12 protein-coding genes are annotated in these 14,053 nt (G+C 71.9%); 9 read left to right on the forward strand and 3 right to left on the reverse strand.

Annotation, left to right across the window (positions count from 1 at the left end; genetic code table 11):
- A partial coding sequence (gene mfd, locus E1295_RS31920) for a transcription-repair coupling factor (RefSeq protein WP_132636141.1) occupies positions 1-2,740 on the reverse strand: 2,740 nt, incomplete at its 3' end.
- Positions 2,741-2,834: 94 nt separating this feature from the next.
- The gene (locus tag E1295_RS31925; RefSeq protein ID WP_132636144.1) at positions 2,835-3,212 is read right to left on the reverse strand and encodes a cupin domain-containing protein; all 378 of its coding nucleotides are present in this window, start codon (positions 3,210-3,212) and stop codon (positions 2,835-2,837) included.
- A gap of 62 nt (positions 3,213-3,274) precedes the next feature.
- Between E1295_RS31925 and E1295_RS31930 the strand changes: the two genes are divergently transcribed.
- The 3 genes from E1295_RS31930 to E1295_RS31940 all read left to right on the forward strand — a co-directional run bounded on the left by E1295_RS31930 (position 3,275) and on the right by E1295_RS31940 (position 6,185).
- Positions 3,275-3,994, forward strand: a complete 720-nt coding sequence (locus tag E1295_RS31930; protein WP_132636147.1) for a class I SAM-dependent methyltransferase — start codon at positions 3,275-3,277, stop codon at positions 3,992-3,994.
- Positions 3,995-4,063: 69 nt separating this feature from the next.
- The gene (gene cysC / locus E1295_RS31935) at positions 4,064-5,278 is read left to right on the forward strand and encodes an adenylyl-sulfate kinase (RefSeq protein WP_132636150.1); all 1,215 of its coding nucleotides are present in this window, start codon (positions 4,064-4,066) and stop codon (positions 5,276-5,278) included.
- 31 nt (positions 5,279-5,309) lie between these two features.
- Entirely contained in the window at positions 5,310-6,185 is an 876-nt protein-coding gene (locus E1295_RS31940) for a sulfite exporter TauE/SafE family protein (protein WP_132636153.1), read from the forward strand.
- Here the strand turns inward: E1295_RS31940 and E1295_RS31945 are convergent.
- Positions 6,182-7,240: a glycoside hydrolase family 26 protein gene (locus tag E1295_RS31945; RefSeq protein WP_220448994.1), complete on the reverse strand. Its 1,059-nt coding sequence runs from the start codon at positions 7,238-7,240 to the stop codon at positions 6,182-6,184. The two genes, E1295_RS31940 and E1295_RS31945, sit on opposite strands and share 4 nt — an antisense overlap.
- A 328-nt stretch (positions 7,241-7,568) precedes the next feature.
- Between E1295_RS31945 and E1295_RS31950 the strand changes: the two genes are divergently transcribed.
- Genes E1295_RS31950 through E1295_RS31975 form a run of 6 tightly spaced genes read left to right on the forward strand, consistent with a single transcriptional unit; the run spans position 7,569 to position 14,046 of the window.
- Positions 7,569-8,900, forward strand: coding sequence for a Wzz/FepE/Etk N-terminal domain-containing protein (locus E1295_RS31950; protein WP_132636159.1), 1,332 nt, complete (start codon positions 7,569-7,571; stop codon positions 8,898-8,900).
- On the forward strand, positions 8,897-10,162 hold the full coding sequence (locus E1295_RS31955; protein WP_132636162.1) for a hypothetical protein: 1,266 nt from the start codon (positions 8,897-8,899) through the stop codon (positions 10,160-10,162). Before E1295_RS31950 ends, E1295_RS31955 begins: the two co-directional genes overlap by 4 nt.
- Entirely contained in the window at positions 10,159-11,055 is an 897-nt protein-coding gene (locus tag E1295_RS31960; protein ID WP_132636165.1) for a hypothetical protein, read from the forward strand. Before E1295_RS31955 ends, E1295_RS31960 begins: the two co-directional genes overlap by 4 nt.
- Positions 11,052-11,906 carry a sulfotransferase domain-containing protein gene (locus E1295_RS31965; RefSeq protein ID WP_132636168.1) on the forward strand — a complete coding sequence of 285 codons (855 nt, stop codon included), beginning with the start codon at positions 11,052-11,054 and terminating at the stop codon, positions 11,904-11,906. Before E1295_RS31960 ends, E1295_RS31965 begins: the two co-directional genes overlap by 4 nt.
- Positions 11,894-13,153, forward strand: a complete 1,260-nt coding sequence (locus E1295_RS31970; RefSeq protein WP_132636171.1) for a lipopolysaccharide biosynthesis protein — start codon at positions 11,894-11,896, stop codon at positions 13,151-13,153. The genes E1295_RS31965 and E1295_RS31970 overlap by 13 nt, the downstream gene beginning before the upstream one ends.
- Complete coding sequence (locus E1295_RS31975; protein ID WP_132636174.1) at positions 13,150-14,046, forward strand: sulfotransferase; 897 nt, start codon at positions 13,150-13,152, stop codon at positions 14,044-14,046. The genes E1295_RS31970 and E1295_RS31975 overlap by 4 nt, the downstream gene beginning before the upstream one ends.
- The last annotated feature ends 7 nt before the right edge of the window (positions 14,047-14,053 follow it).

Raw genomic sequence — 14,053 nt, forward strand, 5'->3', positions numbered from 1 at the left:
CGACCCGCCCTCTGAGCTGGTGGAGCTGCGACAGGCCGTAGTTGTCGGCCCGGTCGACGATCAGCGTGTTGGCGTTGGGCACGTCGAGCCCGGACTCCACGATCGTGGTGGAGACGAGCAGGTCGTATTCGCGCTCCCAGAAGCCGATCATGATCTTCTCGAGCTGGTGCTCGTTCATCTGCCCGTGGGCCACGGCGATGCGCGCCTCTGGCACCAGTTCGCGCAGCCGCGCGGCCACCCGGTTGATCGAGGCGACCCGGTTGTGCACGAAGAAGATCTGGCCGTCGCGCATCAGCTCGCGCCTGATCGCCGCCGCGATCTGCTTCTCGTCGTACGGCCCCACGAACGTGAGGATCGGGTGCCGCTCCTCGGGCGGCGTGAGGATCGTGGACATCTCGCGGATGCCGGTCAGCCCCATCTCCAGCGTGCGCGGGATCGGCGTGGCCGACATGGCCAGCACGTCGACCTGCGTGCGGAGGTGTTTCATCGCCTCTTTGTGCTCGACGCCGAAGCGCTGCTCCTCGTCGATGATGATCAGGCCGAGGTCCTTGAACCTGACCTCGGGGCTGAGCAGCCGGTGCGTGCCGATCACGACGTCGACGGCTCCGGACCTGAGCCCTTCGAGGGTGGCCTTGACCTCGCCGTCGGTCTGGAAGCGCGAGACGGCCTTGATGGCGACGGGGAAGCTGGAGAACCGCTCGGCGAACGTCGACATGTGCTGCTGCACCAGCAGCGTCGTGGGCACCAGCACCGCGACCTGCTTGCCGTCCTGGACCGCCTTGAACACCGCCCGCACCGCGATCTCGGTCTTGCCGTAGCCGACGTCGCCGCAGATCAGCCGGTCCATCGGGACGCCGCGCTCCATGTCGCGCTTGACCTCGTCGATGGCCTCCAGCTGGTCGCCGGTCTCGGCGTAGGGGAAGGCGTCCTCCATCTCCCGCTGCCACGGCGTGTCGGTCCCGAAGGCGTGCCCTGGCGAGGCCATGCGGGCGGAGTAGAGTCTGATCAGCTCGCCGGCGATCTCCTTGACCGCCTTCTTCGCCCGCGACTTGGCCTTGGCCCAGTCGGCGCCGCCCATCCGGTTGAGGCTGGGCGCCTCGCCGCCGACATAGCGGGTGACCTCGTCGAGCTGGTCGGTGGGCACGTAGAGGCGGTCGCCCTTGGCATATTCGATGACCAGATATTCGCGGGTGGCGCCCTGGACCGTGCGCTGCACCATCTCGACGTAGCGGCCCACGCCGTGCTGCTCGTGCACCACGTGGTCGCCGACCTTGAGCTGCAGAGGGTCGACCATGTTGCGGCGGCGCGACGGCAGCCGCCGCATGTCCTTGGTCGACGCCTTCTGACCGACCAGGTCGAGATGGGTGAGCACGGCCAGGCCCGGCGTGATGAAGCCGTGCTCGATCAGGCCGGTCGTGACGTGCACGACCTGGGGCTCGGGCGGCTGGTCGAGGAACTCCCGCAGCCGCGCGGGCACGTCGACGCCCCTGAGCAGCTCCACCATGCGCTCGGCGGGCCCGTGGCCCTCGCTGAGCAGCACGACCGCCTTGCCCTCGGCCAGCCAGCCCTTGATGTCGGCCAGCGCCCTTGCCGTGTCGCCGCGGTAGGCCTCGGAGTCGTGCGCGTCCAGCTCGACGCCCGCGCCGAACGGCGCCATGGTCCACCAGGGCTGGCCCAGCGCGTCGGCGTGAGTGCGGATCTCCTCGAGCGAGCGGAACGCCGCCGCCCCCAGATCGATGGGCGCCTCGCCGCCGGCCGCCGCGTTGATCCACGAGGCCTCCAGGAACTCCTGCGAGGTGTGGACGAGCTCCTCCGCCCGGCTCCTGATGCGCTCGGGGTCGCACACGAACACCGCCGACCTGGCCGGCAGGTGGTCGAGCAGGAGATCCATCTCTCCTGCCAGCACGGGCGCGAACGCCTCCATGCCCTCCACCGGCGTGCCGTCGGCGAGCTGGTCGAGCACCTCGGCCAGCGCCGGGTGCCGCTCGGCCAGCGCGCGGGCCCTGGCCCTGACCTCGTCGGTCAGCAGCAGCTCGCGGCACGGCGGCGCGAACAGCCCGTCCTCGGCCGCCTCGAGCGAGCGCTGGTCGGCCACCTTGAACCAGCGGATCTCCTCGACCGTGTCACCCCAGAACTCCAGCCGCAGCGGGTGCTCCTCGGTCGGGGGGAAGACGTCGAGCAGCCCGCCGCGCACGGCCACCTCGCCGCGCTTCTCCACCATGTCGACCCGGTGGTAGCCGTTGTCGACAAGGTTGGTGACCACCTCGTCGAGGTCGGCGTCGTCGCCCGCGCGCAGCCTGATGGGCTCCAGGTCGCCGAGCCCTTTCACGATCGGCTGCAGCAGCGCCCTGACCGGGGTCACGATCACGCTGAGCGGCCCGGCGGTGGTGTCGTCCTTGATCGGGTGGGCCAGCCGCCTGAGCACCGCGAGCCGCTGGCCGACGGTGTCGCTGCGCGGTGAGAGCCGCTCGTGCGGCAGCGTCTCCCACGCGGGGAACACCGCCACCGAGCCCTGCTCCGCGGGGTCGATCAGGCTGGTCAGCGCCGCGGCCAGGTCTTCGGCCTCGCGCCCCGTCGCGGTGACCGCGAGCACGGTGCGCTGGTCGTGGCCCGCGAGGGCGGCCACGCCGAACGGCCGCAGCGCGGACGGCGCGACCAGCGCGACATCGCCGCCCTCGTCGAGGGCGGCGGCCAGTTTCGGGTCAGCGCGAACAAGGTCAAGCAGTCCGGAAAGACTCATCAGATACGCCCACAGCCCCATTTGCGGCAACACGACTACCCCCGGCCGGGACAGGTCGCGGGGGTTCCTCACCCAGGGTACTCGCCGCTCCGGCTCACCCGAGCTTGTAGCCGGGCACCGAGGGCCAGCGCACGGTGAGCACGGTGGAGGCCTCCTCGGCGTGCCACGAATGGTCGACGCCCTTGCCCCAGACCACGTAGTCGCCCTGCTCGGTCAGCAGCACGTCGCGGCCGCGGAATTCGACCACGAAACGTCCGCTGATCAGGACGAGCAGAGCGGTGCGCGTCTCGCCGACGGCCCACGCCGCCCGGCGGTCGCCCGGCGGGTGCACACCCCACTTGATCTCGACGTCCTCGCTGTGGCGCGGATCGCCGGGGTGCTTGAAATGGCCGAGGAGCCAGCCGGCGTCACTCGCGCCGTCGACGCCCGCGTTGCCCACGTAGATCCGCGACTCGGGCACCTCATCGCTCACAGGCCAGGACGCTAGCAGGGAAATGCATTACTCATCACGATTGATTGATTACTGTGGGTGACATGTCTGAGGTGCGATCTGTCGCCCAGCAGGGCGATCTTTTCGGTCAGCGGGTCCGCGAGCACTGCGCGATGCAGCCGCACAGGCGGCTCGACGTGCTGGTCGCCGGCTGCGCGCAGGACGGGCCACTGGTCCTCGAGCACGTCGAGACCAGAGCCACGGGAACCGACGAGGACCACCCCGTCATCCGGCGGATCCTCGAGGAGCGGACCGACCTCGCGTCGTGGTCGCTCGGCGACCTGCGCTGCGTGCCCTTGCCGCCCAGGTCCTACGACGTGGTGCAGGTGTCGTTCCTGCTGGAGCGGGTCAGGCACGCCGAGCTGGTCTTCGACCGCCTGCTGCAGTCGCTGCGTCCTGGCGGCCTGGTGCTGCTGCGCATGCGCGACCGCGGTTCCGCCTACGGCCTGCTCGACCGGCTGACGCCGTCGTGGCTGCGCGGCCTGCTGTGGCGCCCGCTCGTGCCGCCGGGATGGCCGGGCCCGCTGCCCGCCGTCTACGAGCCGCTGACGTCGAGCGACGGGCTGCACGCGTTCTGTCTCAGCCGCGGCCTCATGATCACCGACGAGCTGCGCAACACCAGCGGCCCCGCCCGTTCACGCCGCGTCGGCGCCGCCGCGATCGCGGCGGTCGCCAAGCTGACCAACGACCGCTGTCCCGCCTCCCACGACGAGATCACCATGGTGATCAGAAAGCCTCAGCATCACTTCGCCCGGCTCATCTAGTGCACACTGTTTCCACCCGCTAGGATTCTTTCCTACCAATTCAATCGGATTAGTTGGGATGACGGATACGTGGAGTGGACCCCCGACCCGCGCGAGCTGGCCGATCTCGAGCTGCTGCTCTCCGGCGCGTTCGAGCCGCTGACCGGGTTCCTCGGCCACGACGACCTGCACACCGTGCACGAGCGCGGCACGCTCGCCGACGGCACTCCGTGGCCGGCTCCCGTCACTCTCCATCTGCCCGCCGACGTCGCACCGGGCGACGAGGTCACCCTGCTCGACCCCGAGGGGTTGCCGCTGGCCGCGCTCACGGTGGCCGCCCACGAGCCCGACGGGCTGACCTCGGGTCCCGTCCGCGGCCTCGGCGCGCCCGAGCACGGGCCGTTCGCGCGCCTGCGGCGCACGCCGTCCGACGTACGGGCCGAGCTCGGCGGCCGGCCGACGCTCGCCGTCACGATGCGCGGGCCGCTCGACGACCTCTCCGAGATCGTCGCCACCGCCAAAGAGCTCGACGCGGCGATCCTGCTGCTCCCCCTGGCGTACGGCGAGGCCGGCCCCGCCGTCGTACGCGCCGCGCTGCGCGCCCGTGACCAGCTGCCCGAGGGCACGCTCGTCGTCTCCGTCCCCCTGGCGCCGCGCGAGGAGCCGGAGATCGACCTGGAGCTGCGCGAGCACGTCGCCACCGCCTATGGCGCGACCGAGCACCTGCCGGGGCCCGACCCCGTGCACATCCCCGGCCCGCCGCACCGGCGCGGCCTCGTGGTCTTCTTCACCGGGTTGTCCGGCTCCGGCAAGTCCACCATCGCCCGCGGCCTGCGCGACGCGCTGCTGGAACTCGGCACCCGCACGGTGACCTACCTCGACGGCGACGTGGTGCGCCACCTGCTGTCCAAGGGCCTGACCTTCTCCAAGGCCGACCGCGACCTGAACATCCGCCGCATCGGCTTCGTCGCCGCCGAGGCCGCCAGGCACGGCGGCCTGGCGATCTGCGCGCCCATCGCCCCCTACGCGGCCACCCGCGCGGAGGTGCGCGGGGCAGTCGAGTCCGTCGGCGCCGACTTCCTGCTCGTGCACGTCGCCACGCCCCTGGAGGAGTGCGAGCGACGCGACCGCAAGGGCCTGTACGCCAAGGCCCGCGCCGGCCTCATCCCCGAGTTCACCGGCGTCTCCGACCCCTACGAGGAGCCGGACGACGCCGACCTGACGATCGACACCACGCACATCACGATCGAGGCGGCCGTCTCCCGGGTCCTGGAGACGCTGCGGTCAGGAGGGTGGGTCCGGTGACGGAGTCCTGGAGCGCACTGGTGAGTGGCCGATGAGCGCGGATCCGGCGCTGATCGGCGGGTCGTTCCTGGTGGCGATCGTGGTGGGCCTGACCGGCATGGGCGGCGGGGCCCTCATGACGCCCATGATGATGTTGTTCTTCAACGTCCCGCCGCTGGCCGCCGTCTCGAGCGATCTGGTCGCCTCGGCCGTGATGAAGCCGGTCGGCGGCGTGGTGCACCTGCGCACCGGCACGGTCAACCTGCGCCTGGTGGCCTGGTTGTGCGCGGGTTCGGTGCCGGCCGCGTTCTGCGGGGTGTTCCTGGCCAGGGCGTTCGCGGTCACCGACGCGGTCAAGTACGCGCTCGGTGTGGCGCTGCTGCTGGCCGTGGCGGGCATGGCGGTCAAGACCTGGCTCGGCGGGAGGGGCGGCACGTCGAGCGCACACGAGATCGTCGTGCGCCCAATTCCGACCCTACTGGTCGGTACGGTAGGCGGGTTGGTCGTCGGCGTCTCGTCCGTCGGGTCGGGCTCGCTGATCATCGTGGCCCTGCTCGTCCTCTATCCGGCGCTCAAGGCCAACCAGCTCGTCGGCACGGATCTCGTGCAGGCCGTGCCGCTGGTCGTCTCCGCGGCGCTCGGGCACCTGCTGTTCGGCGACTTCCAGGCGGACCTCACGCTGTCGCTGCTGATCGGCTCGATCCCCGGCGTCTATCTCGGCGCCAGGATCTCCTCGCGCGCCCCGGGCGGCCTCATCAGGGCGATGCTGGCGATCGTCCTGCTCGCCTCCGCACTCAAGCTGCTCGACGTGGACAACACGCTCACGGTCTGCGCCCTCGCCGCCGCCACCGTGGTCACCGTCGTGGGGTGGCGCCTGCGCGGCAGGGCCGAGGCTCCCCGGCCCCGGGAGACGGTCGGCACCCGCTAGGGCCGCGGCACCGGGGTCGCGCGGAAGTAGGGGTCACGGGCGAGCGCGGTGAACGCGCGGCCGGCCGCCTCGTCGGAGTCGAAGCTGGTGTCACCGCGCGGCGCCTGCGGCGAGTCGAAGTAGATCAGCGCCTTGATCTGGGGATAGCGCTTGATCTGGCGGCGTACGGACTCGAAGAAGGCCCGCTTGAACGAGCGGTCGTCAGGCCGCGAGAACGCCCCCCACTCGGCCACCATGACCGGCTTGCCGGGGAAACGGGCCTGCATCCACCGGTAGAAGCCGGGCCAGTCGGGATATTCCTTGCGGGTCTTGTTGACCAGGCTCTCGAAGTCGTCGACCCGGTGGTCGGCGTAGGGGTCCATGGCCACCCAGTCGACCACGTCGTCGCCCGGGTAGAGGTCCTCGAACCAGGGTTTGGCCGCCCAGTTGGGCGCCCCCATGTACGTCATCACCATGACGGCGTTCTTCACGCCCTGCTCGCGCAGCCTGAGCACGATGTGCCGGAACATCTCCGCGTAGTCGGTGGCCTGCATGCCCGAGCCCGACGAGGAGTCCACGTCGTTCTCCGGCTCGTGGTGCAGGGTGAGGAAGAAACGTTCGGGGAAGGTGCGCCGGAGGTAGCCGGCCAGACGGTCGATCCTCGCGTCGAGTTTCCCATCGGCGATCTGGGCCCAGGTGTGGTCGAACGACGGCTTCCAGTTGATCAGCAGCAGCCTCGGCCTGGCCGGGTCGCGGGCCAGCCTGACCTCGGCCTCGGTCGGGAACAACTCGCTGCCCCGGTGGTAGACGTGCAGCACGTCGGCCCCGGCGTCCATGCGCGACTCGGCGCCGCGCAACGCCTCCTCCACCGGGGCGTGGGTGAAGATCTCCGGCGCGATGCCCCACCAGGCGCCGCACGACGGGATGAGCTTGCTGGTGGCCGTGCACGCGGGCGGGCCCGCGACGTCACGCGCCGGCTCCTCGACCGCGACCGGCGCCCTCGCGGTGGTGTCGGCCACGGTGGAGCAGGCGGCCAGCGTCGCGGTCACGGCCAGGATCAGGCCGGCGAATGCCACGTGTGTCGCGTTATGAGTAATTCCCCGTTGCCGCAAAGCCTTCCAACCCCCCTTGTCGAACGACCCTGCCTGTCAAACCTGAACCTTGCCATGTCATTCCGCGAACTTCAGCCAGTGTGGAAGTCTCCCCACGTCACCAGAGCCAACAGCCCGCCCGAATTTTCTGCATATTTCGATTTATGGAGGGGCTTCTTTGTGGCCGTACCGGAGAAAATCTTGTGTATTCAGCCGAGGTAAAGGCGGGCGGCCCTATAGTGGGCGCACACCCAGGCCGGTGACGCAGAGTCGCTGATCGATGACGACGTGCACATGACCCAGGAGAGCCCTCATGAGCCTGCCGCCGGACCCTCAGGTCCCTCGCTCCGGCGCCCACCTGGACGAGCATCTCGGGCTTCTGCGGCGGCGATGGGCGATCCTCACCGGGTGCGTCCTGGCCGGCGGGGCCGCCGGGCTCGGGCTGCTGTGGTTCACGCCGGCCGCCTACACCGCGACGACGCAGGTGCTCGTCATGCCCGTCGGCACGCAGGAGCCGGGCAACCAGGTGACCAACCGCCAGCGCGAGGCGCTCAACCTCGACACCGAGGCCCAGGTCGCCCAGTCGGCCGTGGTCGCCAAGCGGGCCGCCATGGCACTGCCGGGCACCGAGCCGGCGGAGCTCGAGGAGGAGATCGAGGTCTCGGTGCCGCCCAACTCCTCCGTGTTGCTGATCGCGGTCACCTCCGCCGAGCCGGCCGCCGCGGCCGCCCGGTCGCACGCGTACGCCGAGGCCTACCTCGCCCACCGCCGCCACAACGCGCTGACCGCGATGGCCGAGCAGCAGCGCACGGTCCTCGGCAAATACCGGCAGGTCAGCTCCGCGATCGAGACGACGATCAGACGGCTGCACACACTGCCCAGGGGCAGCGCCGAGCACGCGATCGCCGCCCAGCGCCAGACCGTGCTCAACCGGCAGGCCGCCCACCTCGCGCTGAAGTACGACGAACTGCGGACCGTCGCGGTGACCCCCGGCACGATCATCAGCAAGGCCGAGCCGCCGACCGAGCCGAGCCGTCCCGTCCTGCCGCTCCACCTCGGCACCGGGATCATGGCCGGGCTGCTCGCCGGCGTCGCCGCCGCCCATCTTCGCGACCGGCTCGACACGCGGCTGCGCACGGCCGCCGACATCGAGCGGCTCACTGGCCTGCGCGTCCTCGCCGACCTGTCCGATCCGCACGAGCACGACCTGCCCCACGACCTCGCCAGCGCCGTCGTCGCCGCGTGTCCCGGCACCCGGCTGCTGGTCGAGGCGCTGCCCGCGCACCTCTACGTCTCCTCACCGGCCGAGCCGCTGACGGTCGGCGCCCCGCTGACGGTGCTCGACGGCTCCGACGTACGCGACCTGTCCAGGGCCGACGCGGCCCTGCTGCTCGTCGGGCTCGGCCTGGTCACCTCCACGGAGGTCATGGCCGCCCTGCGCCGCCTGGCCCGGCACGACGTGCCCGTCATCGGCGCGGTGGCGGCCACCGACGCGGTGCCGGCCTTCGCCCCCTTCATCGAGGCACGCCCGCACACCTCGCTCGGCAAGCTCGTCGCGACCGGCGAGCTGGAGGTGAGCGTGCCCGCGGAGGGCACGCACATGCAGGCGCTGCACCGGCCAAGGCGGCGGGGCACGCCAGCGTGAAAGGTCCCGCGTGGCCCATCGCCGCGCTGCTGGTCGGCTATCCGATCTGGTGGGCGCTCGGGTTCGGTGGCCTGTCGGTGATCGTCGTGGCGGCGCCCATGGCGGTGATCCTCTGGCGGCGCAGGCCGATCAGGGTGCCGCGCGGGTTCGGGTGGTGGCTGCTGCTGCTGGCCGGCTATCTGGTGAGCGGGCTGATGCTGGCGGAGATGCCGCCCGGCACCTACGGCGAGCTCGGGCCGGGCCGGATCATCGGTTACGCCATGCGGCTCACGCTCTACGTGGCGATCCTCGTCGTGGTGCTCTACCTCGGCAACCTGACCGAGCGGGAGCTGCCGCAGCTGCGCCTGGTGCGGATGATGGGCGCGCTCTTCGTCACCACGGTCGCGGGCGGGCTGCTCGGCGTGCTGTTCCCGTCGTTCTCCTTCACCTCGCCGGTCGAGCTGCTGCTGCCCGGCTGGATCGGCGAGAACCCGTTCGTCCAGAACCTCATCCATCCCACCGCCGGCCAGACGCAGAAGGTGCTCGGCTACGCCATGCCGAGGCCGGAGGCGCCGTACGAGTGGGCCAACGCGTGGGGCAGCAACGTGTCGGTGCTGCTGGTCTGGTTCGTGGTCGGCTGGTGGGTGTACGGCGGCCGTCGGCGCAGAGTGCTCGCCGTCGTGCTGATCGCCCTGGCCGCCGTCCCCATCGTGTACTCGCTCAACCGCGGCCTGTGGATCGGCCTCGGCCTGGCCGTGCTCTATCTGATCGTCCGGGTGGGAGGGCGTACGCGGGTCGCGCTCTGCGGGGGCGTGGCCGTGGCGGCGCTGGCGTTCGCGCTCAGCCCGCTCGCGCCGCTGTTCGCGCAGCGGCTGGACAAGCCGCACTCCAACGACATCAGGGCCTTCACCGTGAGCGCGACGCTCACCGCCGCCACGCACTCGCCGGTCATCGGCTACGGCAACACGCGCAACGCGACGGGCAACCACCGCACGATCACCACGGGCAAGACCCAGTGGTGCACGGGCTGCGGGCATCCGCCGCTGGGCAGCGACGGGCAGCTCTGGCTGCTCATCATGACGCAGGGGTTCACCGGGGCGGCGCTCTACGTGGCGTTCTTCGCGGGCGCCATCCGGCGTCACTGGCGTGACCGCAGCCCCGTCGGGCTGGCCGGGGTGCTCGTGATGGGGCTCGTGCTGCTCTACATGTTCGTCTACGACGGCCTGGTCACGCCGCTCAGCCTGTACCTCATCTCGTTCGCCATCCTGTGGAGGAATGCATGACCGACGCCGCGGTCCGCCTCGGCTATCTCGCGGAGACCGTGCGGCTGCTGTATCCGGGGCCGGGCTCGCCCCGCCCGTACACCGTGCTGCCGCACACGACCCTGCCGCGCCGGCTCGTGCCGCGCCGCTGGTGGCACGTGGGGGCGCCGGTCGTGGTGCCGGTCGAGGGCTCGATCGCGGCCTACCTCAGCGAGGTCTTCGCACGCCCCGTCGAGACGGTCCTGCACGTACGTCCGGCGCGGCGGGCCAACCGCAAGCCCGTGCTCGAGGCCTGCTCGGAAGGGCGGCGGCTCGCGTTCGTGAAGATCGGCGACAGTCCGCGCGCCCGCGAGCTGGTCGCCGCCGAGGCGGCCGCTCTGCGCAGGCTGGCCGGACTGCCGCTGGCGACGGTGGTCGCGCCCAGGGTGCTGCACCACGGCTGCTGGAAAGGGCTCGGGGTGCTGGCGCTCACGCCACTGCCGGTCCGCCGCGGCCGGGTGCGCGAGCCGCTGCGGCTGGCCGCGATCAAGGAGATCGCGGCCACCGGCGGGTCGTCGCCGGCCTGGCACGGCGACCTCGCGCCCTGGAACATGTGCTCCTCCCCCGACGGCCGGCTGCTCGTGTGGGACTGGGAACGGTACGAGATCGGCGTCCCCTACGGGCTCGACGCCCTGCACCACTTCTTCCAGCGGGCCCTGCGCAGGATGAGCCCGCAGGTCGCGGCGCGCGCCTGCCTGGCCCAGTCCGTACGCGTGCTCGCGCCCCTGGGGGTGTCGGCGTCCGAGGCCAGGCGTACGGCCCTGCGTTACCTGATCGCGCTGGCCGACAGGCACGCCGCCGACGGCCACGCTCCGCTCGGGCCTCCCGAGACCTGGCTCTGCCCGGTGGTCGACCACGAGGAGCTGCTGACATGAAGGCACTGAAGGCGCCGGTGTTGTCGTTGTCCAGGAACACGGGCAGGTTCACGTCGGGCGCTCGCATGGTGCCGTCGTTCCTGATCGTGGGGGCGCAGCGGTGCGGCACCACCTCGCTCTACCGCGCCCTGGAACACCATCCGCTGCTGCTCAAGCCGGTGCTGCACAAGGGCGTGCACTACTTCGACGTCGGCTATGAGCGGGGGATGTCCTGGTATCAGGGCCACTTCCCGCTGCGGGCCGGCGCGGCGCTGCTCGGCCGCCGCCACGCCGCGCGGGCGCTGGCGTTCGAGTCGTCCCCCTACTACCTGTTCCATCCGCTGGCCGGGGAGCGCATCGCGGCCGACCTGCCGGGCGTGAAGCTGATCGTGCTGGTGCGCGACCCGGTCGAGCGGGCCTGTTCCGCGCATGCCCACGAGCTGGCCAGGGGTTTCGAGACGGAGTCACACTTCGAGCGCGCGGTGGAGCTGGAGGAGCGGCGCCTGGCGGGGGTAGAGGAGCTGCTGCGGAACGAGCCTTTCGCGGTCCACCACGCGCATCGCCATCAGGCCTACCTCGCCCGCGGCCGCTACGCCGACCAGCTCGACCGGCTGGAGCCGCTGTTCGGGCGCCAGCGCATCCTGGTGCTCGACAGCCACCTGTTCTTCTCCCGGCCGAGGGCGGTCTATGACCGGGTGCTGGACTTCCTGGAGGTGCCGCGGCTGGGTTATCCGGAGTTCGAGCGGCACAACGGCCGGGCGTTGCCGCGCCGGGTGTCGCCCGATCTGGCGCGGGCGCTTCGGGAGCACTTCGCCCCGTACGACGCCCGGCTGGCGCGGTGGCTGGGCGGTGAGCCGTCGTGGCGTCAGTGACCGCCTCGGTGGGCCGGCGCGGGCTCGCCGGGGTGACGGGGGCGGTGTTCAGCGCGCTCGCGCAGTTCGCCCTGGTCGTGGTGGTGACGCGGGCGTTCACGGCGGCGGAGGCGGGGGCGTTCTTCACGGTGACGGCGCTGGCGCTGATGGCGGCCGGGATCGCGAAGCTGGACGCGGGGAACGGGCTGATCTACTTCATCGCACGGGCGAAAACCTACGACTACCACGGCATTTCGGGATATATCCGGGCAGCCTTCTGGCCCAGCACCGTGGCCGCCTGCGCCGCCGCCGTGCTCCTCCACCCGTATCTCGGCCTGACCGCCGTGGCGATCCCGCTCATGGTGGCGGGCGACGTCCTGCTCTCGGCCACCCGAGGGTTCGGAGCCATGCGGCCCACCGTGCTGCTCGACGGGGTGCTCGTGCCGGGGTGCCAGCTCGTCCTCGTGACCGCCGTGGCGCTGGCCGGGGCCGGGTGGTGGCTGCCGGTCGCGTGGGCGGCGCCGTACGCGCTGCTGCCGGTCCTGGTCGCCGCCGGGCTGCGGGGACGGGCGCCGCGCACGCCGTACCTGCCGGGCACGGGCCGGGACCTGTGGCGCTACACCGCGCCGCGCTCGGTCGCCGGGGCCATCCAGGCGGTGTTCCAGCGGGTGGACATCGTGATCGTCGCCGCGCTCGCCGGGCCCGCGCAGGCCGCCGTCTACACGGCCGCCACCCGGTTCAAGGTGGTCGGGCAGCTCGCCAACCAGGGGCTGGCGCAGGCCGTACAGGATCGGCTGGTGAGGGCGCTCGCCGAGGGCGAGCGGGCGCGCGCAGGCGAGCTCTACCAGGCCGCCACGATCTGGCTGGTGGTGATGACCTGGCCGGTCTGGCTGGGGTACGCGGCGCTGGCACCCTGGCTGCTGCACCTGTTCGGCCCCTCCTACGCCCAGGCGGCGCCGGTGGCGCTCGTGCTGGCGGGCACGATGATGGTGGCCACGGCCTGCGGGATGGTCGACGTGGTGCTGACCGCCGCCGGGCACACCGGCGCGAGCCTGCGCAACCTGCTGGCAGCGATCGCCTGCACGGTGGCCCTCGACCTGGCCCTGATCCCCGCCCACGGGGCGCTCGGCGCGGTCATCGGCTGGTCGGGCGGCGTACTCGTGAAGAACCTGCTCCCCCTGTGGCAGCTCCACCGCCGCTACGGCCTGCACCCGTTCGGCCGGCACACTTTGGCGGCGCTGCGCCCGCGCTCGTGGGCGGCCGCGTGACCCGCGCCCCCGTGCTGGTGACCGGGCTGCCGAGAAGCGGCACGAGCTGGACCGGCAAAATGCTCGCCGCCGGCGGCGACCTCGTCTACGTCAACGAACCGCTCAACCCGCAGCACCCGCCAGGACGCTGTCCGGGAGTGCTCAGGGCCGAGGTGACCCACCGGTTCCAGTACATCTGCGACGACAACGCCGCCACCTGGCTGCCCGCCTTCCGCGACACGGTCGCCCTGCGCTACCGCTGGCTGGCCGAGCTCCGCGCCAACCACGCCCCGTACGACCTGGCCCGCCTCGTCCGCTACGGCGGCGCGTTCACGCTCGGCCGGCTGGCGGGCCGGCGGGCGCTGCTGGACGACCCGTTCGCCGTGCTCAGCGCCGGCTGGTTCGCCCGCCGCCTCGGCTGCCGGGTGATCGCGCTGGTGCGCGACCCGGTGTCGTTCGTGGCGAGCTGGCAGCGGCTGGGCTGGACCGTGCACGTCAGCGAACTGCTGGAACAGCCGCTGCTCGTGCGCGACCACCCCGACCTGCTGGAGCTGCGCCCGCTGGCCGGCTCGCGGGACCGCATCGCCACGGCCGCCGCGCTGTGGCGGGCGACCCGTTCGGTCCTGGCCCGCACCCCGGGCATCCTCGTCACGTCGTACGAGTCCCTGGCCGCCGACCCGCTCCCCCGCTTCCGCGACCTGTACGACCACGCCGGCCTGACCTGGACGCCCGCCGCCGAACGCCGCGTCCGCAGGGCGTGCACGGGCCGCTCACGGACGGGGACCGGGTTCGCCTGGTCGGGTCTGTCGCGCACGGCGTACCGGCCGATGGACTCCCGCCAGGCCCTGCGCGACGCAGCCCGCGGCCTCACCCCCGAGCAGGTCGCCCGCGTACGGACCCTCACCGCCACCTGACGGCGAG

The sequence above is a fragment of the Nonomuraea mesophila genome, from assembly GCF_004352805.1.
Lineage (GTDB): Bacteria > Actinomycetota > Actinomycetes > Streptosporangiales > Streptosporangiaceae > Nonomuraea > Nonomuraea longispora.

What these genes read in the sequence shown, in the direction of transcription:
- E1295_RS31930 (WP_132636147.1), top strand. Translation starts at nt 3,275, where the DNA reads ATGTCTGAGGTGCGATCTGTCGCCCAGCAGGGCGATCTTTTCGGTCAG.
- E1295_RS31940 (WP_132636153.1), top strand. Translation starts at nt 5,310, where the DNA reads ATGAGCGCGGATCCGGCGCTGATCGGCGGGTCGTTCCTGGTGGCGATC.
- E1295_RS31950 (WP_132636159.1), top strand. Translation starts at nt 7,569, where the DNA reads ATGAGCCTGCCGCCGGACCCTCAGGTCCCTCGCTCCGGCGCCCACCTG.
- E1295_RS31960 (WP_132636165.1), top strand. Translation starts at nt 10,159, where the DNA reads ATGACCGACGCCGCGGTCCGCCTCGGCTATCTCGCGGAGACCGTGCGG.
- E1295_RS31965 (WP_132636168.1), top strand. Translation starts at nt 11,052, where the DNA reads ATGAAGGCACTGAAGGCGCCGGTGTTGTCGTTGTCCAGGAACACGGGC.